Origin of the sequence: Microbacterium sp. Root1433D1, from assembly GCF_001426835.1 — a bacterium.
Taxonomy (GTDB): domain Bacteria; phylum Actinomycetota; class Actinomycetes; order Actinomycetales; family Microbacteriaceae; genus Microbacterium; species Microbacterium maritypicum.
The window spans coordinates 145,753-165,612 of record NZ_LMFN01000003.1; the positions used below are offsets into that span (position 1 = coordinate 145,753).

Below are 19,860 nucleotides of genomic sequence, written 5' to 3' on the forward strand. Positions count from 1 at the left end.
CCTCAAGTATACTTGAGGTTTTACGGTTGTCAGGTGGCCCCGATACGGGCCGAACGACCGAACGAGGACAGCGTGACCCGAACGAAGACCCCGCGATGACCTATGTGATCGCTCTGCCGTGCGTCGATGTGAAGGACAAGGCCTGCATCGACGAGTGTCCCGTCGACTGCATCTACGAGGGCGAGCGGTCGCTCTACATCCACCCGGATGAGTGCGTGGACTGCGGTGCCTGCGAGCCGGTCTGCCCCGTCGAGGCCATCTACTACGAAGACGATCTGCCCGACGAGTGGCAGGACTACTACAAGGCCAACGTCGAGTTCTTCGACGAGATCGGATCTCCCGGAGGCGCCGCGAAGACGGGGATGCTCGCCTTCGACCACCCGGTCATCGCCGCACTCGCGCCCCAGGGAGAACACGCATGACCGTCGCCGAACCCCGCATCGCCATCGTCGGGGCGGGCCCTGCGGGCATCTACGCCGCCGACATCCTGCTCGGCCGCGTGCCGAACGCGGCGATCGACCTGTTCGAGAAGCTGCCGGCGCCCTACGGCCTGGTCCGCTACGGCGTCGCCCCCGACCATCCGCGCATCCGCAAGATCACCGATGCGCTGCACGAGGTGCTCTTGAACCCGCGCATCCGGCTGCGGTGCAACGTCGAGATCGGCGTCGACGTCGGGATCGACGAGCTGCGTGCGGCGTACGACGGGGTGATCGTGGCGACGGGGGCCGACCTCGACGTCGCCCTCGACATCCCCGGCATCGATCTGCCCGGATCCTTCGGCGCGGCAGACTTCGTCGCCTGGTACGACGGGCACCCTGATGCGCCGCGCACCTGGCCTCTCACGGCGGAGACGGTGGCCGTGCTCGGTGCGGGCAACGTGGCGCTCGACGTGACGAGGATCCTCGCCACGCACGCCTCGGCGCTGACCCACACCGACACTCCGGATGCCGTGCTCGATCAGCTCGCGGCCAGCCCGCTGCGCGACGTGCACCTGTTCGCCCGTCGGGGCCCCGCCGACGTGCGGTTCTCGGCCATGGAGCTGCGAGAGCTCGCCGAGCAGGACGACGTCGACGTGATCGTCGACCCGGAGGAGCTCGCTCTCGACGAGCACGCCGAGCGGATGGTCGCCCAGTTCTCGCAGCGCCGCATCATCGTGCGCACGATGACCGAGTGGGCGGCCCTCGATCCGGCGAGCCGCACCGCCTCGCGCCGCATCCACCTGCACTTGCGGCAGCGCCCGGTGCGACTGCTCGGCTCCGACGCCGTGACGGGCATCGAGATGGAGCGCACCGCCTCCGACGAGCTGGGCCGGATGGTCGGTACCGGGCACCTGCTGCGCTATGAGGTCGGGGCGGTCTATCGTGCCGTGGGCTATCGCTCGACCCCTGTTCCCGGGATGCCGTTCGACGCCGATCTCGGCGTCGTGCCGCACGTCGAGGGACGCGTCGTGGACGCGGAGGGTGCACCGATCCCGCGGCTGTACGCGACCGGCTGGATCAAGCGTGGCCCGGTCGGGCTGATCGGCTCGACCAAATCGGACGCCGCACAGACCATCGGACATCTCGTGGACGACCTCGACGCCCTGGAGCGCGAGGCCCGCGACGACGACCCGATCGCGCATCTCACCCACGCCGTCGACTTCGACGGGTGGCTGCGCATCGATGCGGCCGAGCGCAGCGCCGGCGCGGACCGCGGTCGCGAGCGGACCAAGCTCGTCGAGCGTGAGGAGATGCTGATGCATGCCAAGCAGGAACAGATGATGGAGGCCGGCCGATGACCGCGACACCCGTACCCACCCCGATCGGCGAGGCGCTCAAGGCCGCGTTCCGCACGCACCCCGCCGGCGTCGCGATCATCACCGCGAGCACACCCGAGGGCCCGGTCGGTCTCACGGCGTCGAGTGTCGCCTCTGTGGCGGTCGACCCTGCCGCGATCGTGTTCTCCGTGACCCGTGCCACCGGTTCCGCCGGGGCGATCCTGGGGGCTGCGACCTTCGTGGTGCACCTGATCGACGACGAGCATGCCGACCTCGCGCAGAGCTTCGCCGTGAGCGGCTCCGAGCGATTCACGCCCGAGCAGGGGTGGGCCGCACTGCCGACCGGAGAGCCTCATCTCCCCGAGGCCAGGGCGGCGCTGCGCTGTCGGACGATCCAGACCGTGGCGGTCGGCTCGTCGACCGTCGTCATCGCCGAGGTCATCGACGTGCTGGCAGGGCCGACCGGCCGCCCGCTCGTCTACCTCGACCGCCGCTTCCACGCCCTTCCGAACGACACCCACCACTGAAAGGAAGACGTCATGTCCACTCTCTACACGCTCCCTGAGCTGCCCTACGACTACTCGGCCCTCGAGCCGCACATCTCGGGCAAGATCATGGAGCTGCACCACTCCAAGCACCACCAGGCCTACGTGACCGGTGCGAACACCGCGCTCGAGCAGCTCGCGACCGCTCGCAGCGCCGGCGACCTCGCGAACGTCAACAAGCTCGAGAAGGACCTCGCGTTCAACCTCGGCGGCCACATCAACCACTCGGTGTTCTGGGAGAACCTCTCGCCCGAGGGCGGCGGCGCCCCCGAGGGCGAGCTGGAGGCCGCACTGGTCGACGCGTTCGGGTCGATCGAGGCGTTCCGCGCGCACTTCACCGCGACCGCGCTCGGCGTGCAGGGATCGGGCTGGGCCGTGCTGGCGTGGGACAGCGTCGGAGCGCGCCCCGTGATCTTCCAGCTGTTCGACCAGCAGGGCAATGCCCCACTCGGCGTCACCCCGCTGCTGCAGCTGGACGTCTGGGAGCACGCGTACTACCTCGACTACCTCAACGTGCGCGCCGACTACGTCAAGGCGTTCTGGGAGCTGGTGAACTGGCCCGACGTGCAGCGTCGCTTCGAGGCAGCCCGCACGGCGACGAAGGGTCTCATCGTCGTGACCTGACCGTGATGTGCGGCCGGCCGTGAGTATCTGCGCGACCGGCCGTGCTCGCGGTCACGCGAGGGAGAGGAAGAGCCTCTCCAGTTCGGCCATCGACACCCCACCGGTGTCGGTGGCCGTCTCCGTCTCCGTCTCCGCCTCCGGGTCGGTCAGGCACTCCTTCATGGCGGAGGCGATGATCTGGAAGCCCGCCTTGTCGAGCGCCGAGGTGACGGCGGCGAGCTGTGTGACCACCGCGCGGCAGTCGCCTCCGCTTTCGACGGCGGCGATCACGGCCCCGAGCTGTCCCTGCGCGCGCTTGAGTCGATTGACGATCTTGCGCTGAGTCTCGGCGTCTGCGGATGACATGTTCGCTCCCTGAGTGTCGGCTGGACTTCTCACTATACCCCCTGGGGTATAGTGAGACCCAGATACCCGTGGGGGTATCGGTGAGGAGTCGAGAACAATGTGCCGAGCAGTCCGTTGCAAGACCTGTGGCAAGACGACCTGGGCGGGGTGCGGTGAGCACGTCGACGCTGTGCGGCGAACGGTTCCCGCATCGCAGTGGTGTTCCGGGCACCCGAAGGAGCAGACGCAGCGCGGCTTCTTCTCGCGGATGTTCCAGCGATGACGTCCTCCGAACCGCTCACGGTCGTCATCGTCGGCGGTGTCGCCGGGGGGATGTCCGCGGCTGCGCGCCTGCGCCGGCTCGACGAGCACGCGCAGATCGTGGTCTTCGAACGCGGACCCGAGGTCTCCTACGCGAACTGCGGGCTGCCCTATTACGTGGGAGGTGCGATCGCAGAACGCGAGTCGCTGCTCCTGCAGACGCCCGCGTCGCTGCGCAGCCGCTTCCGACTCGACGTCCGCGTGCGTCATGATGTCGTGCGCGTGGACACCGCCCAGAAGGTGGTCGAGGTCATGGACATCGACACCGGGCGCCGCTTCACGCAGCGCTACGACACGCTGATCCTCGCCACCGGTGCGCGCCCGCGGCGGGATGAGCCCCTCTCCGACGTCCCCGTCCGCAGTCTGCGGACGGTCGAAGACGCGGACGTGATCGATGCGTCGCTCTCACGCCCCGGAGTGCCGGTGGTGGTCGTCGGCGGTGGCTACACGGGCCTGGAAGCGGTCGAGAACCTCGTCGCACGGGGAGCGTCGGTCACCCTCGTGCAGCGGGGGCCCCACCTGCTCTCTCCTCTCGATGCGGAGATGGCCGCCCCGATAGCCGCCGAGATCCGTGCGCGCGGTGTCGACGTGCGCCTCGGGGTCGAGGTCGCCACGGCGGGGAGCGGCGCCGTCACGCTCAGCGACGGGTCGACGGTCGCCGCAGAACTGGTCATCGATGCCTCCGGTGTCGTACCGGAGACGGCGCTGGCGGAGGGCGCCGGCATCCGCCTCGGTGAGACCGGCGGCATCGCGGTCGATTCGATGTGCCGCACGAGCGCGCCCGACGTGTTCGCTGTGGGAGACGGCGTCGAGAAGCTCGAGCTCGTGGGCGGTGACACGGCTCTCATCACCATGGCCGGCCTCGCGAACCGGCACGGCCGCATGGTGGCCGATCTCATCGCGGGGCGGACCGAGACGGTGCGACCCGCACTCGGCACCGGGATCGTCCGCGTGTTCGGGATCGCCGCGGCGAAGGTGGGGTGGAGTGAACGGCAGCTCCGGGCGGCGGGGCGCGAGTTCTACGTCGTGCACGTGCACCCCGGATCCCATGCGGGGTACTACCCCGGTGCCGAGACGCTGTCGATGAAGCTGCTCGCCGACCCTGGATCCGACGCCATCCTCGGGGTGCAGATCGTCGGGCGGGACGGTGTGGACAAGCGGATCGACGTGGTGGCGACGGCCATGCAGGCCGGCATGCCCGCGGCCGAGCTCGCGCATCTCGAGCTCGCCTACGCGCCGCAGTTCGGCTCGGCGAAGGATGCGGTGAACATCCTCGGCTACGTCGCGGAGAACACCCGCACCGGCACCACTCCGACGATCCAGTGGCATGAGCTCGAGGCCGCGCAGACGGCGGGAGCCACCTTGATCGACGTGCGCTCGCCCGCGGAGTTCGCGGCCGGGGCGATTCCCGGTGCCCTCAACGTGCCGGTCGATGAGCTCAGGGATCGGCGGGAAGAACTGCCGGACGGGCCCGTCGTGGTCCACTGCCAGGTCGGATTGCGCGGGCACATCGCCACCCGGATCCTCCGGCAGCACGGTGTCGACGCGCGCAACCTCGACGGCGGCTATCGCACCTGGCGCGACGCCACCCTGCTTCGCGGCTAGAGCAGGCGCGCGGTCGTCCCACGCACGTTCAGCTCGTAGGGCAGCGCCGAGGGGATGTGCACGGCATCCGGGGTGGCGAGCTTCGCAAGCACCGCATCCGCTGCCCGCTCTCCCTGTCCGAGCGGGAACTGATCGACCGTGGTCAGGCGGAAGAACTCGCCGAGCTCGTGCCCGTCGATGCCGACGATCGACAGCTCCTCCGGCACGCTGAAGCCGAGGTCGCGAGCCGCGAGCAGGGCGCCGATGGCCATCTCATCCGACGCCGCGAACACCGCGGTCGGGCGGGGTCCCGGGCGTCCGAGCAGCTGCTTGGCCGCCCGGTATCCGCCCTCGACCGTGAAGTCGGCTGGTTCGAGGAAGGCATGGTTCAGGGGGAGGCCGGCCTTCGCCAGAGCCTTCTCGAAGCCCAGGCGGCGGTTGGTCGGGATGTGGAAGTCGATGTCGAACTCGGGGTTCGCTCCGATGTGCGCGATGTCGGTGTGGCCGAGGCTGATCAGGTGCTCGGTCGCCAGCTGCGCGACCGCGACGTCGTCGACCGTGAGGGTGTCGAGCTTCGGGTTCGGACCGCCGATCGCGATCACGGGAAGCCCGAGGTCGAGCAGGTACTGCGTCTCGTCCTCGTCGAGCTCGATCGACACCGCGATCACGGCATCCACGCGCTGCCGACGCAGGAACGTGTCGAACACGTGGCGGCGCACGTCCTTGTCGGCGGTGATGTTGTACAGCGTGATGTCGTAGCCCGCGCGCATGAGAGCGGCGGAGACGCCGGAGAGCACCGTGCTGAAGAACCACCGGTCGAGGAAGGGGACGATGACGCCGACGTTGCGGGTGCGACCGGAGGCCAGGCTCGACGCGCGCGACGAGACGACGTAGCCGAGCGACTGCGCCGCGGCCTGCACCCTCTCCTTCGCGGACTCGGACACATGGCCGCGTCCGCTCAGTGCGCGCGAGACGGTCGCGGTGGAGACTCCGGCGAGCCGGGCGACCTCATCGATGCTGGCCATGTGTTCCTTCTCGAAAAGTGCTCCGGTCGCGATTCCTGTCGTCTCACGGGGGAGTGAGCGGCAGGAATCGCGACCGGAAGGGCCTGTCAGGCCTGGATTGCGGTGGTGTACCAGACGGCGGTGTCGACCGGGATCGATGCGCCTTCGAACGGCTGGCTCTGCAGGATCACGAGGGCATCGGCCGGCAGGTCGATCGGCGCGGTGCCGAGGTTCGCGACCACGTGCACGTCACCGCGGCGGAAGGCCACCGCGTCGGGACCGGCGTCCTCCCACACCAGCGAGCCGCTGCCGAAGCCGTGCTCACGACGAGCGGCCAGCAGACGCTTGTACAGCGCGAGCGTCGACGAGGGGTCGACCTCCTCGACGTCGCGGGCGTAGGCCGACCAGTCGGCGGGCTGCGGGAGCCACGAGAGACCGGTGTCGTTGAAGCCGAACGCCGGAGCCTCCGCCTCCCAGGGCAGCGGCACGCGGCACCCGTCGCGTCCGTAGCGCTCGCCGTTCGTGCGGAACCAGGTCGGGTCCTGACGGTACTCGTCCGGGATCTCCATGGCTTCGGGCAGCCCGAGCTCCTCGCCCTGGTACAGGTACGAGGAACCGGGCAGAGCCAGCATGAGCGTCGTCGCGGCGCGGGCGCGAGCCAGGCCGATCGCGGTGTCCGGCTTGCTCGGGGTGTTCGGGCCGATGCCCTCGCCCTGGGGGTTCTCGGCGGTCAGCGCGAGGCGCGAGGCGTGGCGCACGACGTCGTGGTTCGACAGCACCCAGGTGCTGGGGGCGCCCACCGCGCCGAAGTCGTCGAGGGACTCGCGGATGACATCGCCCAGCGCCTTCGCATCCCACGGCGTCATCAGATACGGGAAGTTGAAGGTCTGGTGCATCTCGTCCGGACGCACCCAGAGAGCGGTCTGCTTGAGCGTCGGCATCCAGGCCTCGCCGCACAGCGCGCGGTCGCCGTCGTATTCGGCGAGCACCTTGTGCCAGTCGCGGTAGATGTCGTGCACGCCGTCCTGGCCCCAGTACGGCACGTTCGACTCGCCGCCGCCCATGGAGTCGGCATCGCTCGGGGGCGTGTAGTCCGGCAGACCGTCGGCCTTGATCATGCCGTGCGCCACGTCGACGCGGAAGCCGTCGACACCGCGGTCGAGCCAGAAGCGCAGGATGGAGCGGAACTCCTCGCGCACCTCTTCATTGGTCCAGTCGAAGTCGGGCTGGGTGGCGTCGAAGATGTGCAGGTACCACTGGCCGGGGGTGCCGTCGGCCTCGACGACGCGCTCCCACATGCCGCCGCCGAACACCGACTCCCAGTTGTTCGGCGGAAGCTCGCCGTTCTCGCCCTTGCCGTCGCGGAAGATGTAGCGCGCGCGCTCGGGGCTTCCCGGCGCGGCCTTCAGTGCCTGCTGGAACCAGACGTGCTGGTCGGAGGAGTGGTTCGGCACCAGGTCGACCACCACGCGGATGTTGCGCGCGTGGGCCGCTTCGAGCATGTCGTCGAAGTCGGCGAGCGTGCCGAACAGCGGGTCGACGTCGCGGTAGTCGGCCACGTCGTAGCCGGCGTCACGCTGCGGGCTGGTCATGAACGGGCTCAGCCAGATCGCGTCGACGCCGAGCTCCTGCAGGGCGTCGAGCCGGCTGGTGATGCCCGGCAGGTCGCCGATGCCGTCACCCGAGGCATCCGCGAAGGAGCGGGGGTAGATCTGGTAGATGACGGCGCTGCGCCACCACTCGGAACCGGGGGCTGCGATCTGCTCAAGCTGTGCCATGGGAACAGGCTAGTGCAAACGCTTACATTCATGCCAGAGCGGGGATCGAATCGGTTCGGTGACGGGAGCCGCGCGCGGGCGTGCGGGCGTTTGCAGGAGGATTCGCCGGATGCATGAGCTCTTCGCCCGCGGTGGTCATGCATCCGTCACGGTCTCATGCCGGTGTCGCCGACGGCCCGATCGCAACCGGGGAGTAGGGTGAGGCATCCGATGAGTGGAGGCTGTCATGGTTCCCGAGATCAACTACTGGGCGGTCCTGCTGGCCACCGCGTCGAGCATGATCGTCGGCTCGATCTGGTACGCCCCGAAGGTGTTCGGTACGCGGTGGTCGAAGCTCGCGAACGTCGACATGGACCGTCCGGCGGCGACGGCGGTCTGGCCCATCATCACCACCGTGATCGTGAGCTTCATCACGGCATGGGTGCTCGCCGGAGCCTCCTCGATCGCCTGGCACTTCTACGGCGGATCGTACTTCTGGGGTGCCATCGTCACCGCGGTGACGCTGTGGGCGGGCTTCACGGCCGCCCGTTTCATCACGCATGACGCGTTCGAGGGGCGCTCGACCAGGCTCACCACCCTGAACATCGCTCACGAGCTGGTGACCGTCGTCGTCATGGCGCTCATCATCGGCGTCTGGCCGCCGGCGATCGCCTAGCGAACCGCCCGGACTCCGGGGATCGGGGGCGGTCAGCGGATCGGCGCGCATCGGATTCGCCGATGGGAGAGGCATCCCTAGACTTTCGCCGCTTCTGCGGTCTCGACGGGGCTGTCAGTGTGGGTCTCGTGGCCTCCGGGCCGCCCGCGTGGTCCTGACGGCGCGCGGCTTTGACCGAGGGGTCCCGATGTCCGGTTCTTCGCGCCGATCGGCGCCGTGGACGATCGCCGCAGCGCTCGTCGCCGCGGCCGTGCTCGTGGGAGCGGCTCCTGCCGCCTGGGGAGCCATCCGGCCGGCGGACGACCAGGGCTCCGGGGCGGGCGCTCCGGATGCCGCGCAGTCCGTCGCGCTGGCGTACGAGTTCCTGGATGCGCGTGTCGATCAGTTCTGCGACGGGGCCGGTCACTGTCTGCCGCGCAGCTACGAGGGCGGGTTCTTCACCACTCCGAGCTGGGACTTCACACCATCGTTCGTCTACGACGACGCGCTCGTGATCATCGCCTACACCGCGCGCGGTCTTCCGGATGATCTCCGTCGCGCGCGGGCGATCGGCGACACGCTCCTCTTCGTGCAGGACAACGACCCGATCGGCGACGGGCGCACCCGGGCGTCGTACGAGCCGCACGGAATCCGTCAGGGGCGAGTGGAGATCACCGGTCCCGGTTCGTTCACCGGGAATCAGGCATGGGTCGGGCTGGCCCTCACGCGTCTCGCACACGCCACCGGGGATCAGCGGTACCTCGACGGAGCGCTGCGTGTGGGGCAGTGGATCCAGGACAACACGGCCGACATGGTCAGGGCCCCGTACGGCTACACCGGCGGTCAGCTCGAGGACGGCACGTCGCTGAGCTGGAAGTCCACCGAGCACAACAGCGATGTGTCGGGGTTCTTCACGCAGCTCGCACAACTCACGGGGGACCCGGTGTGGTCGGACAGGGCGGCCGTGGCGGCCGACTTCGTCGCGGCGATGCAGAGCGCCGACGGCCACGTGAACACCGGCACGGGACTCGACGGCTCGACCGTCAACACCCGCCCGATCCCCCTGGATGCCCAGACGTGGAGCTCACTCGCCACCGGCGATCCGCGCTACGGCGCCGCTCTGGACTGGACACTCGCGAACCTGATCGCGACCGATGGCCCGTACACGGGGCCGTCGATCAGCGAGGTCGACGTGTCCAAGGCATGGTTCGAGGGCGGCGGGCACCTGGCTCTCGCCCTCAAGCTGCGCGACGGAGCGGGCGACGCCGATCGCGCCGAGACGCTGCTGAGCAGCATCCGTCTGGCGCAGCGCGACGCGCCCAACGGCGACGGCAAGGGCATCGTCGCGACGTCGAACGACGGCCTCGACTCCGGATTCGGCGACCTCTACTACGCCAGCCTGCACACCGGTGCGACCGCGTGGTACCTGCTCGCGGCAGCCGGGGACAACCCCTTCGCTCTGCCGGTCGAGTGACCCGGGGCTACGCGGCGACGCGGGCGACCGCGGCGATGGCGCTGGTGAAGAAGTCGAGTCCGTCGACACCGCTGCGCATGGCGACGGAGGTGTCGGGGCCGAATCCTGCCTCGGTGGCGTGCTCGGGGTGCGGCATCAGGCCGACCACGTTTCCGGCTTCGTTGGTGAGGCCGGCGATGTCGCGCAGCGACCCGTTCGGGTTGACTCCGGCATAGCGGAAGGCCACGAGCCCCTCGCCCTCGATGCGGTCGAGCGTCTGCTCGTCGGCGATGTAGCCGCCGTCGGCGTTCTTGAGGGGGATCACGATCTCCTGGCCGTTGCGGAACGCATTGGTCCAGGCGGTGTCGGAGTTCTCCACCGTGAGCCGCTGGTCGCGGCGCACGAAGTGCTGGTGGTTGTTGCGGATCAGGCCGCCGGGGAGCAGATGCGCCTCGACGAGCATCTGGAACCCGTTGCAGATGCCGAGCACGGGCATGCCCTTCGCCGCGGCGTCCTTGACCTCGCTCATGATCGGCGAGAGTGCGGCGATCGCACCGGCGCGCAGGTAGTCGCCGTAGCTGAAGCCGCCGGGGAGGACGAGGGCGTCGACGCCCTCGAGGTCATGCGAGCCGTGCCACAGCGCGACGGGCTCGGCACCGGCGATGCGCACGGCGCGCTGCGCGTCGCGGTCGTCGAGCGAGCCGGGGAAGGTGATGACGCCGATGCGGACGGTCACTCGGCGACCTCGATGCCGACGACATCCTCGATCACGGAGTTGGAGAGCACCTCGTCGGCGATGCGCTTGGCCTCGGCGAGAACCTCGTCGGTGACCTCGCCCTCGACGGTGAGCTCGAAGCGCTTGCCGATGCGCACGTCGGTGAAGCCCTCGACGCCGAGGCGGGCGAAGGCGCCGGAGACGGCCTTCCCCTGCGGGTCGAGCAGTTCGGGCTTGGGCATGACGTCGACGACGATGGTGGGCATGAACGGCTCCGGGAGTCGCGGGCGGACGGGCGCACCCAGTCTACTGCCCCGGGCCCGCGCTCTTTCCCGGCGCGTGTGCGCGATCGCGCGGAGCGGACGACCGACTACGCGGAGTGGAAGACGGTGTGCAGGTCGCCGACTGCCTCGCGGCCGCCGAGACCGTCGATCTCGAAGAGCACCGAGATGCCGACGACGTGGCTTCCGAGGCGCTCGACGAGCTCGCGCCCCGCGGCGAGGGTTCCTCCGGTGGCGAGCACGTCGTCGATGAGCAGCACGCGGGATCCGGCCGGCAGATCGTCGTGCATCTCGATCGTGGCGGTGCCGTATTCGAGGGCGTAGTCGACGGATGCCGCGGGCCGGGGGAGCTTGCCGGCCTTGCGGATCGGGATGAGTCCGACGCCTGCGGCGATGGCGGCGGCGCTGGCGAGGATGAACCCTCGCGCCTCGATGCCCGCGATCACGTCGAACTGCCCGGCGAAGGGCTCGATGATCGCCTCGGTCGTCACGCGGAGGGCCTCGGCGTCGGCGAGGAGCGGCGTGATGTCGCGGAAGATGATGCCCGGCTGCGGGTAGTCCGGCACATTGCGGATCAGGGCTTCGGCGCGGACGAGGGCGGGGGACAGGGTGGCTTCGGGCACTGCCCAAGGGTACCCCGCGTCGGTCGGGTTGACACCGTGGGAGCGCTCCCATAGAGTGACTCCTCAGTTCGTGGGAGCGCTCCCACGGCACCCCGAAGCACCACACACCGCACGACCACCACAAAGGAGTGAACTGTGAACACACGTGCCCGCCACCGGATCCTCGTGACTGCCGCCGTGGCATCCGTCTCCGCCCTCGCCCTCGCCGGCTGCTCCGGAAACCCGGGAGATTCCGGGGAAGGAAGCGCCGACGAACAGGTCACACTGACCGTCACCACGTTCGGCACCTTCGGCTACGAAGACCTCTACAAGGAGTACGAGAAGGCGCACCCGAACGTCAAGATCGAGGCGACCAACATCGACACCGGCGGCAACGCCCGCACCGATGCGTTCACCAAGATCGCCGCCGGTTCCGGCCTCAGCGACGTGGTCGCGATCGAGGAGGGCTGGCTCGGCGCCATCATGGACGTCTCTGACACCTTCGTCGATCTGCGCGACTACGGCATCGAAGACCGCAAGGACGACTGGGTCGACTGGAAGTACGGTCAGGCGACCGACGCCGAGGGTCGCGTCATCGGATACGGCACCGACATCGGCCCGAGCGGCATCTGCTACAACGGCGCTGCTTTCGAGGCGGCGGGGCTCCCGAGCGACCGCGAGTCGGTGGCCGAGCTGCTGAACGGCGACTGGGAGAACTACTTCGCGGTCGGCGCCGACTACACCGCGAAGACCGGCAAGGCCTGGTACGACCACTCCGGCTTCGTCTGGAACGCCATGGTCAACCAGCTGGACGAGGGGTACTACGCCGCCGACGGCACGTTGAACGTCGAGGACAACGCCGAGCTCAAGGAGCGCTTCGAGCTCCTGGGCGCCGCGACCGAGGGCGGGCAGTCCGCCGCGCAGACGGCGTGGGACTGGAACGGCGGCAAGTCGTTCGTCGACGGCACCTTCGCGACGTTCGTGTGCCCGGGCTGGATGCTCGGCGTCGTGCAGGGGCAGGTCGAAGCCGGCGGCGGTGACGCGTCGACCGGATGGGACTTCGCCGACGTGTTCCCCGGAGGCGCAGCCAACTGGGGCGGTGCGTTCCTGTCGGTCCCGGAGTCGTCGCAGCACAAGAAGGCGGCCGCCGAACTCGCCGACTGGCTGACGCAGCCCGAGCAGCAGGTGAAGCAGTCCGCTGCTGCCGGCAACTTCCCCTCGACGATCAAGGCGCAGGAGACGCTCGCGGCCGACGCGACGCCGAACGCCTTCTTCAACGACGCCCCGACCGGTGCGATCCTCGCCGAGCGCGCCAAGGGCGTCGTGGCCCAGTTCAAGGGTGCCGATGACTCGGTCATCCAGGAGAACGTCTTCGGCCCGGCGCTCAGCAGCCTCGATCGCCGCGAGACCGACACCCAGGGCGCCTGGGATCAGGCCGTCGGTCTGCTGAACGACCTCGTCGGCTGACATCCCCCTTCCGGTCGCAGTTCCTGTCGCCTCGCCCCACGGTCGGCGACAGGAACTGCGACCGGGACTCCTCGGAACTCCGGGACAAGGACACCCCATGACTCTCACCGCCCCGCCCGCGGAAAACCGCGAGAAGGCATCCCCGGCGAAGGATGCGCCGTCGAAGCCCTCCTGGCGCCACCGCGTCTCACGGTTCGACCAGAACGCCTCACCGTACTTCTACATCTCGCCGTTCTTCCTGTTGTTCGGGCTGGTGGGGCTGTTCCCCCTGCTCTACACGGTCTGGGTCGCCGTGCACGAGTGGGATCTGCTGAAGGGCGAGGGGGAGTTCGTCGGTGTCGGCAACTTCGTCGAGATCCTCGGCGACGGGATGTTCTGGAACTCGATCGGCAACACCCTGAGCATCTTCCTGCTCTCCGCGATCCCGCAGCTGGCCGTGGCCCTCGTGATCGCCTACCTGCTCGACCGCGGCCTGCGGGCGCCGACCTTCTGGCGGATGAGCGTGCTGATCCCGTTCGTCGTGACCCCGGTCGCCGTCGCCATCATCTTCTCGAGCATCTTCAACGAGGCCGACGGCCTGGCCAACAACCTCCTCAACCTCATCGGCATCGCCGACCAGGAGTGGAAGCACAACACCGCGCTGTCGCACATCGCGATCGCGGTCATGGTGAACTTCCGCTGGACGGGCTACAACGCCCTGATCCTGCTGGCCGCGATGCAGGCCGTGCCGCGCGACCTGTACGAGTCCGCGGCGCTCGACGGGGCGGGAGCCGCGCGACGCTTCTTCTCCATCACGATCCCCACGATCCGTCCGACCCTGATCTTCGTCATCATCACCGCGACGATCGGCGGGCTGCAGATCTTCGCCGAGCCGCGTCTGTTCGACGTGTCGACCGCGGGCGGCATCGGCGGCAGTGACCGCCAGTTCCAGACGACGGTGCTGTTCCTGTGGGAGCTGGCGTTCTTCCGACGAAACCTCGGAGAGGCGTCCGCCGTCGCGATCCTGCTGTTCCTGCTGATCGTCGGGATCGGTGTGATCAACTTCCTCATCTCCCGGCGGATCTCCACCGGAGACGCCCCTAAGAGCCGTGCGGCCCGTCGCCGCGCGCGCACCGCCGGATCGGCGGCGAGCAGGGCCGCCGCCGGATCGACGATCGCCACCACGACCGAGGAGAACGCGCGATGACCGCCACCCAGGCGCTGAGCGTCCCCGAGAAGATCCGCCGGCGCCGAGCCGTCGCCGGCGGTACCGCCGGCATCGGCAGCCGCCCCGGCTTCCTCACCTACGGCCTCCTGGCCGCGTTCATCATCGGCAGCGTCTACCCGCTGTGGTGGTCGGTCGTGGTCGCCAGCGGCACGAACGCGACGCGAGGTGAGACGCTCCCGCTGATCCCCGGCGGCAACTTCCTCGCCAATGCGGCTCGGGTGTTCGACGCGATCCCGTTCTGGCTCGCCCTCGGCAACTCGTTCCTCATCTCGGGCATCATCACGCTCTCGGTCGTGACGTTCTCGACGCTCGCGGGCTACGCCTTCGCGAAGCTGCGCTTCAAGGGCCGCGACGGACTGATGATCTTCGTGATCGCGACCATGGCGATCCCGACGCAGCTGGGCATCATCCCGTTGTTCATGCTGATGCGCGAGCTCGGCTGGACCGGATCGATCGGTGCGGTCATCGTTCCGACGCTGGTCACCGCGTTCGGCGTGTTCTTCATGCGGCAGTATCTGGTCGACGTCATCCCGGACGAGCTGATCGAGGCCGCGAGGATGGACGGGGCGAACCAGTTCCGCACCTTCCTGACCGTCGGGCTCCCCGCCGCCCGGCCGGCCATGGCGATCCTCGGACTCTTCACGTTCATGACCGCGTGGACCGACTACCTGTGGCCGCTCATCGTGCTCTCCCCGCAGAACCCGACCCTGCAGACGGCGCTCAGCCAGCTGCAGTCCGGGTACTACATCGACTACTCGATCGTGCTCGCCGGCGCGGTGCTTGCGACCCTCCCGCTGCTCGTGCTCTTCGTGGTCGCCGGGCGCCAGCTGGTCAGTGGCATCATGGCGGGCGCGGTGAAAGGATGACCCCTATGACCCGCTCCTTCCCCGAGAACTTCCTGTTCGGCGCCGCCACCGCCGCCTACCAGATCGAGGGGGCGGCGTTCGAGGACGGGCGCACCGCATCCATCTGGGATGCCTTCTCGCGCGAGCCGGGTGCCGTGATCGGTGCGGAGAACGGCGATGTGGCCTGCGATCACTATCACCGCTACCCGCAGGATGTGGCGCTCATGAAGCAGCTCGGCCTGCAGACGTATCGTTTCTCGACGTCGTGGTCGCGGGTGCGCCCCGACGGCGGAGCGGTGAACGCGGCCGGTGTCGACTTCTACGAGCGCCTGGTCGACGAACTGCTCAGCGCCGACATCCTGCCCTGGCTGACGCTGTACCACTGGGACATGCCGCAGGCGCTGCAGGAGGCGGGCGGCTGGACGAACCGTGACACGGTCGATCGCTTCCTCGAGTACGCCGGCACCATGCACGATGCGCTCGGCGATCGCGTGAACGTGTGGACCACCCTGAACGAGCCGTGGTGCTCATCGTTCCTCTCCTACACCGCCGGCGAGCACGCCCCGGGGCACACCAGCATCGCCGAAGGTCTGCTCGCCTCGCACCACCTGCTGCTCGCGCACGGCAGGACGGTGCAGGAGCTCCGTGGACGTGATGCCTCGCTCAACCTCGGCATCACCCTGAACCACACGGTCGCCGACCCCGCCGATCCGCAGAACCCGGCCGACATCGACGCGGCCCGGCGCGTGGACGGACAGTTCAACCGCTGGTTCCTCGACCCGATCTACCGCGGCAGCTACCCGGCCGACATCGTCGACGACATCCGGGCGGTCGACGCCGAGGCTGTCGCAGGGTTCGAGGCGGCGGTCCATGACGGCGACCTCGAGACGATCTCGCAGCACATCGACACGCAAGGGGTGAACTACTACCACGGCGACCTCGTCTCGGGCACGGCGCCGGTCGAAGGGCCCGTCTCCGCGGAGCCAGAGACCGAACGAGTACGGCGCAGCCCCTATCCGTCGAGCGACGACATCCACGCGGTCGAGCGGGGCCTGCCGCGCACGGCGCAGAACTGGGAGGTGCAGCCCGAGGGCCTCACCCGGGTGCTGCAGCGCGTCTGGACCGAGTACGCCGAGCCCGCGGGCACCGTGCTCTACATGACCGAGAACGGCGCGGCCTACGACGACGTCGTGGTGGTCGAAGACGGCGAGACGCGCGTGCACGATGCCGACCGCACCGAGTTCCTGCGACTGCACCTCGGTGCGGTGCTCGACGCCGCGGAGGCGGGTGTGGACGTGCGCGGCTACTTCTACTGGTCGCTGTTCGACAACTTCGAGTGGGCGTGGGGCTACGACAAGCGCTTCGGCATCGTCCGCGTCGACTACGACACCCAGGAGCGCACCCTCAAGGACTCGGGGCGGGAGTACGCGCGCATCATCGGCAACCGCGCGCTCTGATCAGCGCGTCGCTCCCGATTCGAATCGTCCAAGTGGTCCCGTCCGGGGTCGAGAGGCGGCAGTTTGCGCGACGCGGAGGGGGAGTGTCGTCGCAGCCCGCGCCGACCGGTGAGAATAGGGCGATGGAAGAGTGCGTACGTTGATGTCGCCCCGAGCGACCATCGAAGAGGTGGCATCCGCCGCCGGTGTCTCCCGATCGACGGTGTCGCGCGTCGTGAACGGGTCGACCGCCGTGAGCCCGGAGGCCCTCGCCGCCGTGCGCGCCGCGATCGACGAGCTGAACTACGTGCCCAACCGCGCGGCACGCTCCCTCGCCTCCCGGCAGACGCACGCGATCGCCCTGATCGTGCCGGAGGACACCACCCGCTTCTTCGGCGACCCGTTCTTCGCGGCCATCGTCGCCGGGATCACGGGTGCACTCGGCGGCTCGGACTACCTGCTCAACCTGCTCATCGCGAGCGATGACCCCGGCGACAAGATGACCAGCTTCGTGCGCAACGGCGGCGTCGACGGCGCGTTGATCGTGTCGCATCACACGAGCGACGCGTTCGTCGATCGGATCGCGGATGCCGTGCCGGTCGTCTTCGGTGGACGCCCCGTGCGTCGGCGCGACGGCGACTACGTCGTCGATGTCGACAACGTGGCCGGAGCGAAGAACGCCACCCGCCGCCTGATCGACATCGGGCGCACGCGCATCGCCACGATCTCGGGTCCGCTCACGATGGTCGCCTCGGAAGATCGTGTGCAGGGGTTCCGCGCGGCTCTCGCGGACGCCGGACTCACTCCGTATGCGGAGGAGGAAGGCGACTACAGCGAGTCGAGCGGAGCGGAAGCCGCCAGACGGCTGCTCGACGGCGGACGACCGGATGCGATCTTCGTCGCGAGCGACCTCATGGCCCGTGGCGCACTGACGGCACTGCGCTCGGCGGGTGTGCGCGTGCCGGAGGACATCGCCCTGGTCGGTTTCGACGACTCCTCGGTCGCCATCACCACCGATCCGCAGCTGACCACGATGCGTCAGCCGATGTACGCGCAGGGTGAGGCGATGGCCCGGGTCCTGCTGTCGCGACTGGCAGGCGAAGAGCCGCCGACCACGACGATCCTGCCGACCGAGCTGGTGATCCGCGCCTCCGCCTGAGCGGTCGCGCCGGTGGGGCGTGCCCTGCGGCGGAGGGGATGAACACGGCTGCGGCCCTGGCGCCCCCTCCGGGCCAGGCCCACAGCCGTGGGTCGGTGTCGGCTGAGCAGGTCAGCCGAAGATCGACGTCAGCAGATCACCGCCGAACAAGGAGAACGCGGTGATGCCTGCGGACAGCAGCAGCACCGCGGCTGTGCCGGCGAGCGCGAAGACGGAGATCCCGCGGCCGCCCAGCCGTTGGCCACGCAGGCCGATGGACACGCCCGCTCTGGCGGCGATGTCTCCGGCGTCATCGTCGCGATACAGCTCGGTGCGTGCCGCGAATCGGCGGTGGAACTCCTCGGCGAGGGTGATCGCCGCCGCCATGGTCTCGGCGCGGTCGAACCGCGTGCCGGAAGGCAGGTAGACGTAGAGCCGGTCGGATACGAGTTCGATCTCGGCACCAGAGCCGAGGTCGAGCACGCGGGCCATCAGGTCGGGTGTGAAGATGTAGAGCGCGTCCTGCTGGTAGCCCTTCGGCACCAGAAGGCGGAACGTCTTCGCGAACTCGCCTTCCAGATCCAGGCGCGCAGCCCCGCGCCCTAGACCCAGCGTGGGGATGATGCTGCGCTTCCGGTTCGCGAGCACGATGTGCGGAACGGGTGCCGGCAGCGGCAGCTCGATGAACGCGAACGGGCGCTGGATCGTCGCGCGCTCCTGGCCGTGCGAGACCGAATGGTGCATGCCCATCTCGAACGGCATCCGCTCGTCATCGCAGGCGATCACCGCACGTTCGCGCCCGTGCACGACCCGCGTGAACGCGGTGCCGGGGCGGCGGATTCGCTCGAGTGCGTCGGCGTAGGCCCAGCCGTTCTGCCAGGCGAAGGCTGCGACCTTCACCCGGCGGCTCAGACCCACAGCCCACCAGACGAAGCCGACGGCGGCGAGCACCGTGTACCCGATCACGAACACCCCGAGGATGGGTGCGACCGTGAGGATGTCGCCGCGCCCGAGGAACCACAGACCCGTCAGCATCGCGGCGGCGAACAGCAGGACGGCGACCAGGACCACCAGGAACCGGCGATGCGGCGGGATCCCGCAGATGCGTTCGTAGGTGAGGATGTCGCGGAGGCCCGCGCTTCTTCGCAGCGGTTCCAGATCGACGGCTACAGGCTCCACGACAGCGACGCCCACGGACCGTTGCGCTTCTCGGTCGCCGCGGCCTGGAAGTCGGACCAGCCGTCTCCGAACTTCTCGAACGACTTCTCGTCGACACTGCCGTCCGACCAATGCACCACGCGGCCCACGATGTAGCTCAGACCGAAGTCTGCCCACGACTCGAAGGCCGGGCGTGCCTCGATGTTGATGCGGTGGATGATCGCGCGTGCTTCGGCGACGTCGCCGTGTCCGAGCGCGACGCCCCAGGTGGTCATCGCGACGGCCTGACCGATCCCGTAACCGTCGAGGGTCTTCGCGAAGAGACCGGGGGCCACGATGTCCTTGCCCACGCGCTTGCGCACCTCGGACTCGGCGTATTCGATCGAGGTGACGAAGGTGCGCGCATCGCGCTTGTCCCCGCCTTCCTGCACGATCGCGGCAAGCCACTCCTTCGCCTTCGGGGTGCGTCCGAGGCGCTGGGCGAGCTCGACGCGGACGGCGAGGTAGAGCATCCACACCTCGCGACGACGACGGACGGTGCTGAGGCGCTCGATGCTGGCGAGCCAGTCGTCACGTGTGTGCACACCCCATTGGTCGACCAGGACCTTCTTCTCGCTGTCGCCGAGGAGCGAGGCGGTCGGATCGTTCCAGTATCCGGAGGGCAGGTTCACGATCTGCAGGAAGCCGAGCGCGAGCTCGTTCGCCTCGGTGTCGCTGGTCGAGTAGTCCGGCGAAGCCTTGACCTTGGCCGCGGGGAGGATCCAGCTCACGAGGAAGAACAGCGCGACGACGCCGACGATCGCCCAGGCCCACCACTGGCTGATGAGCCATTCGAAGATCGAGGTGACGCTGTTGAAGTCGACGCTCGCGAGAGAGTGCATTGATGCTCCTGGGCAGGGGGATGTCCGTGTCGGTTCATAGATTGAACGCGTATTCAGTGAGTAATCTATACGGCAGGGGGCGATTCGAAAAAGACAAGCCGGCAGGA

General features: G+C 68.9%; 20 protein-coding genes. 12 read left to right on the forward strand and 8 right to left on the reverse strand.

Annotated features, from left to right (window positions below; translation table 11 throughout):
- Positions 1–95: 95 nt before the first annotated feature.
- From fdxA to ASD13_RS11790, 4 genes are read left to right on the forward strand one after another with little or no spacing between them, the layout of a single operon-like run.
- A complete protein-coding gene (gene fdxA / locus ASD13_RS11775; RefSeq protein WP_055869319.1) occupies positions 96–422 on the forward strand; it encodes a ferredoxin in 327 nt (108 codons plus the stop codon).
- On the forward strand, positions 419–1,777 hold the full coding sequence (locus tag ASD13_RS11780; RefSeq protein WP_055869320.1) for an FAD-dependent oxidoreductase: 1,359 nt from the start codon (positions 419–421) through the stop codon (positions 1,775–1,777). The genes fdxA and ASD13_RS11780 overlap by 4 nt, the downstream gene beginning before the upstream one ends.
- Positions 1,774–2,283, forward strand: a complete 510-nt coding sequence (locus ASD13_RS11785; protein ID WP_055869321.1) for a flavin reductase family protein — start codon at positions 1,774–1,776, stop codon at positions 2,281–2,283. The genes ASD13_RS11780 and ASD13_RS11785 overlap by 4 nt, the downstream gene beginning before the upstream one ends.
- A 12-nt stretch (positions 2,284–2,295) precedes the next feature.
- Positions 2,296–2,925 carry a superoxide dismutase gene (locus ASD13_RS11790; RefSeq protein WP_055869322.1) on the forward strand — a complete coding sequence of 210 codons (630 nt, stop codon included), beginning with the start codon at positions 2,296–2,298 and terminating at the stop codon, positions 2,923–2,925.
- Between the two features lie 51 nt (positions 2,926–2,976).
- On the opposite strand, the gene ASD13_RS11795 is transcribed toward ASD13_RS11790, so the two are convergent.
- On the reverse strand, positions 2,977–3,270 hold the full coding sequence (locus ASD13_RS11795) for a metal-sensitive transcriptional regulator (protein ID WP_055869323.1): 294 nt from the start codon (positions 3,268–3,270) through the stop codon (positions 2,977–2,979).
- A gap of 258 nt (positions 3,271–3,528) precedes the next feature.
- On the opposite strand from ASD13_RS11795, the gene ASD13_RS11800 reads away from it, so the two are divergent.
- Positions 3,529–5,175: an FAD-dependent oxidoreductase gene (locus ASD13_RS11800; RefSeq protein WP_055869324.1), complete on the forward strand. Its 1,647-nt coding sequence runs from the start codon at positions 3,529–3,531 to the stop codon at positions 5,173–5,175.
- Here ASD13_RS11800 and ASD13_RS11805 read toward each other — a convergent pair.
- Together ASD13_RS11805 and ASD13_RS11810 are read right to left on the reverse strand one after the other, a co-directional pair.
- On the reverse strand, positions 5,172–6,179 hold the full coding sequence (locus ASD13_RS11805; protein WP_017831290.1) for a LacI family DNA-binding transcriptional regulator: 1,008 nt from the start codon (positions 6,177–6,179) through the stop codon (positions 5,172–5,174). The two genes, ASD13_RS11800 and ASD13_RS11805, sit on opposite strands and share 4 nt — an antisense overlap.
- 86 nt (positions 6,180–6,265) lie before the next feature.
- Entirely contained in the window at positions 6,266–7,936 is a 1,671-nt protein-coding gene (locus tag ASD13_RS11810) for a glycoside hydrolase family 13 protein (RefSeq protein ID WP_055869325.1), read from the reverse strand.
- 226 nt (positions 7,937–8,162) lie between these two features.
- On the opposite strand from ASD13_RS11810, the gene ASD13_RS11815 reads away from it, so the two are divergent.
- Together ASD13_RS11815 and ASD13_RS11820 are read left to right on the forward strand one after the other, a co-directional pair.
- The gene (locus tag ASD13_RS11815) at positions 8,163–8,591 is read left to right on the forward strand and encodes a DUF1761 domain-containing protein (protein WP_055869326.1); all 429 of its coding nucleotides are present in this window, start codon (positions 8,163–8,165) and stop codon (positions 8,589–8,591) included.
- A gap of 187 nt (positions 8,592–8,778) precedes the next feature.
- On the forward strand, positions 8,779–10,044 hold the full coding sequence (locus tag ASD13_RS11820; RefSeq protein ID WP_055869327.1) for a hypothetical protein: 1,266 nt from the start codon (positions 8,779–8,781) through the stop codon (positions 10,042–10,044).
- Between the two features lie 7 nt (positions 10,045–10,051).
- Here ASD13_RS11820 and purQ read toward each other — a convergent pair whose 3' ends face one another.
- From purQ to ASD13_RS11835, 3 genes are all read right to left on the reverse strand, one after another.
- Positions 10,052–10,759 (reverse strand): phosphoribosylformylglycinamidine synthase subunit PurQ, encoded by a 708-nt coding sequence (gene purQ, locus ASD13_RS11825; RefSeq protein ID WP_055869328.1) that lies wholly within the window; start codon positions 10,757–10,759, stop codon positions 10,052–10,054.
- Entirely contained in the window at positions 10,756–11,004 is a 249-nt protein-coding gene (gene purS, locus ASD13_RS11830) for a phosphoribosylformylglycinamidine synthase subunit PurS (protein ID WP_017831295.1), read from the reverse strand. Before purS ends, purQ begins: the two co-directional genes overlap by 4 nt.
- Before the next feature lie 104 nt (positions 11,005–11,108).
- Positions 11,109–11,642 carry an adenine phosphoribosyltransferase gene (locus ASD13_RS11835; protein WP_017831296.1) on the reverse strand — a complete coding sequence of 178 codons (534 nt, stop codon included), beginning with the start codon at positions 11,640–11,642 and terminating at the stop codon, positions 11,109–11,111.
- Between the two features lie 135 nt (positions 11,643–11,777).
- On the opposite strand from ASD13_RS11835, the gene ASD13_RS11840 reads away from it, so the two are divergent.
- From ASD13_RS11840 to ASD13_RS11860, 5 genes are all read left to right on the forward strand, one after another.
- Positions 11,778–13,088: an ABC transporter substrate-binding protein gene (locus ASD13_RS11840; protein WP_055869329.1), complete on the forward strand. Its 1,311-nt coding sequence runs from the start codon at positions 11,778–11,780 to the stop codon at positions 13,086–13,088.
- A 97-nt stretch (positions 13,089–13,185) separates the two neighbouring features.
- The gene (locus tag ASD13_RS11845; protein ID WP_055869330.1) at positions 13,186–14,274 is read left to right on the forward strand and encodes a carbohydrate ABC transporter permease; all 1,089 of its coding nucleotides are present in this window, start codon (positions 13,186–13,188) and stop codon (positions 14,272–14,274) included.
- Positions 14,271–15,161, forward strand: coding sequence for a carbohydrate ABC transporter permease (locus ASD13_RS11850; protein WP_055869331.1), 891 nt, complete (start codon positions 14,271–14,273; stop codon positions 15,159–15,161). Before ASD13_RS11845 ends, ASD13_RS11850 begins: the two co-directional genes overlap by 4 nt.
- Positions 15,162–15,166: 5 nt before the next feature.
- Positions 15,167–16,597, forward strand: a complete 1,431-nt coding sequence (locus ASD13_RS11855; protein WP_200942483.1) for a GH1 family beta-glucosidase — start codon at positions 15,167–15,169, stop codon at positions 16,595–16,597.
- Positions 16,598–16,739: 142 nt separating this feature from the next.
- On the forward strand, positions 16,740–17,735 hold the full coding sequence (locus tag ASD13_RS11860) for a LacI family DNA-binding transcriptional regulator (RefSeq protein WP_017831301.1): 996 nt from the start codon (positions 16,740–16,742) through the stop codon (positions 17,733–17,735).
- A gap of 111 nt (positions 17,736–17,846) precedes the next feature.
- On the opposite strand, the gene ASD13_RS11865 is transcribed toward ASD13_RS11860, so the two are convergent.
- Both ASD13_RS11865 and ASD13_RS11870 read right to left on the reverse strand, forming a co-directional pair.
- Positions 17,847–18,908: a hypothetical protein gene (locus tag ASD13_RS11865; protein ID WP_055869333.1), complete on the reverse strand. Its 1,062-nt coding sequence runs from the start codon at positions 18,906–18,908 to the stop codon at positions 17,847–17,849.
- Positions 18,881–19,753, reverse strand: a complete 873-nt coding sequence (locus ASD13_RS11870; protein ID WP_055869334.1) for a DUF1266 domain-containing protein — start codon at positions 19,751–19,753, stop codon at positions 18,881–18,883. The genes ASD13_RS11865 and ASD13_RS11870 overlap by 28 nt, the downstream gene beginning before the upstream one ends.
- Positions 19,754–19,860: the final 107 nt, after the last annotated feature.

Excerpts from the sequence above, each read along its gene's own strand:
- ASD13_RS11810 (WP_055869325.1), bottom strand. The coding sequence starts at position 7,936 with ATGGCACAGCTTGAGCAGATCGCAGCCCCCGGTTCCGAGTGGTGGCGC.
- fdxA (WP_055869319.1), top strand. The coding sequence starts at position 96 with ATGACCTATGTGATCGCTCTGCCGTGCGTCGATGTGAAGGACAAGGCC.
- purS (WP_017831295.1), bottom strand. The coding sequence starts at position 11,004 with ATGCCCACCATCGTCGTCGACGTCATGCCCAAGCCCGAACTGCTCGAC.
- ASD13_RS11795 (WP_055869323.1), bottom strand. The coding sequence starts at position 3,270 with ATGTCATCCGCAGACGCCGAGACTCAGCGCAAGATCGTCAATCGACTC.
- ASD13_RS11815 (WP_055869326.1), top strand. The coding sequence starts at position 8,163 with ATGGTTCCCGAGATCAACTACTGGGCGGTCCTGCTGGCCACCGCGTCG.
- ASD13_RS11790 (WP_055869322.1), top strand. The coding sequence starts at position 2,296 with ATGTCCACTCTCTACACGCTCCCTGAGCTGCCCTACGACTACTCGGCC.
- ASD13_RS11870 (WP_055869334.1), bottom strand. The coding sequence starts at position 19,753 with ATGCACTCTCTCGCGAGCGTCGACTTCAACAGCGTCACCTCGATCTTC.
- ASD13_RS11780 (WP_055869320.1), top strand. The coding sequence starts at position 419 with ATGACCGTCGCCGAACCCCGCATCGCCATCGTCGGGGCGGGCCCTGCG.
- ASD13_RS11845 (WP_055869330.1), top strand. The coding sequence starts at position 13,186 with ATGACTCTCACCGCCCCGCCCGCGGAAAACCGCGAGAAGGCATCCCCG.
- ASD13_RS11855 (WP_200942483.1), top strand. The coding sequence starts at position 15,167 with ATGACCCGCTCCTTCCCCGAGAACTTCCTGTTCGGCGCCGCCACCGCC.
- ASD13_RS11850 (WP_055869331.1), top strand. The coding sequence starts at position 14,271 with ATGACCGCCACCCAGGCGCTGAGCGTCCCCGAGAAGATCCGCCGGCGC.
- ASD13_RS11785 (WP_055869321.1), top strand. The coding sequence starts at position 1,774 with ATGACCGCGACACCCGTACCCACCCCGATCGGCGAGGCGCTCAAGGCC.
- ASD13_RS11800 (WP_055869324.1), top strand. The coding sequence starts at position 3,529 with ATGACGTCCTCCGAACCGCTCACGGTCGTCATCGTCGGCGGTGTCGCC.
- ASD13_RS11820 (WP_055869327.1), top strand. The coding sequence starts at position 8,779 with ATGTCCGGTTCTTCGCGCCGATCGGCGCCGTGGACGATCGCCGCAGCG.
- ASD13_RS11860 (WP_017831301.1), top strand. The coding sequence starts at position 16,740 with ATGTCGCCCCGAGCGACCATCGAAGAGGTGGCATCCGCCGCCGGTGTC.
- ASD13_RS11805 (WP_017831290.1), bottom strand. The coding sequence starts at position 6,179 with ATGGCCAGCATCGATGAGGTCGCCCGGCTCGCCGGAGTCTCCACCGCG.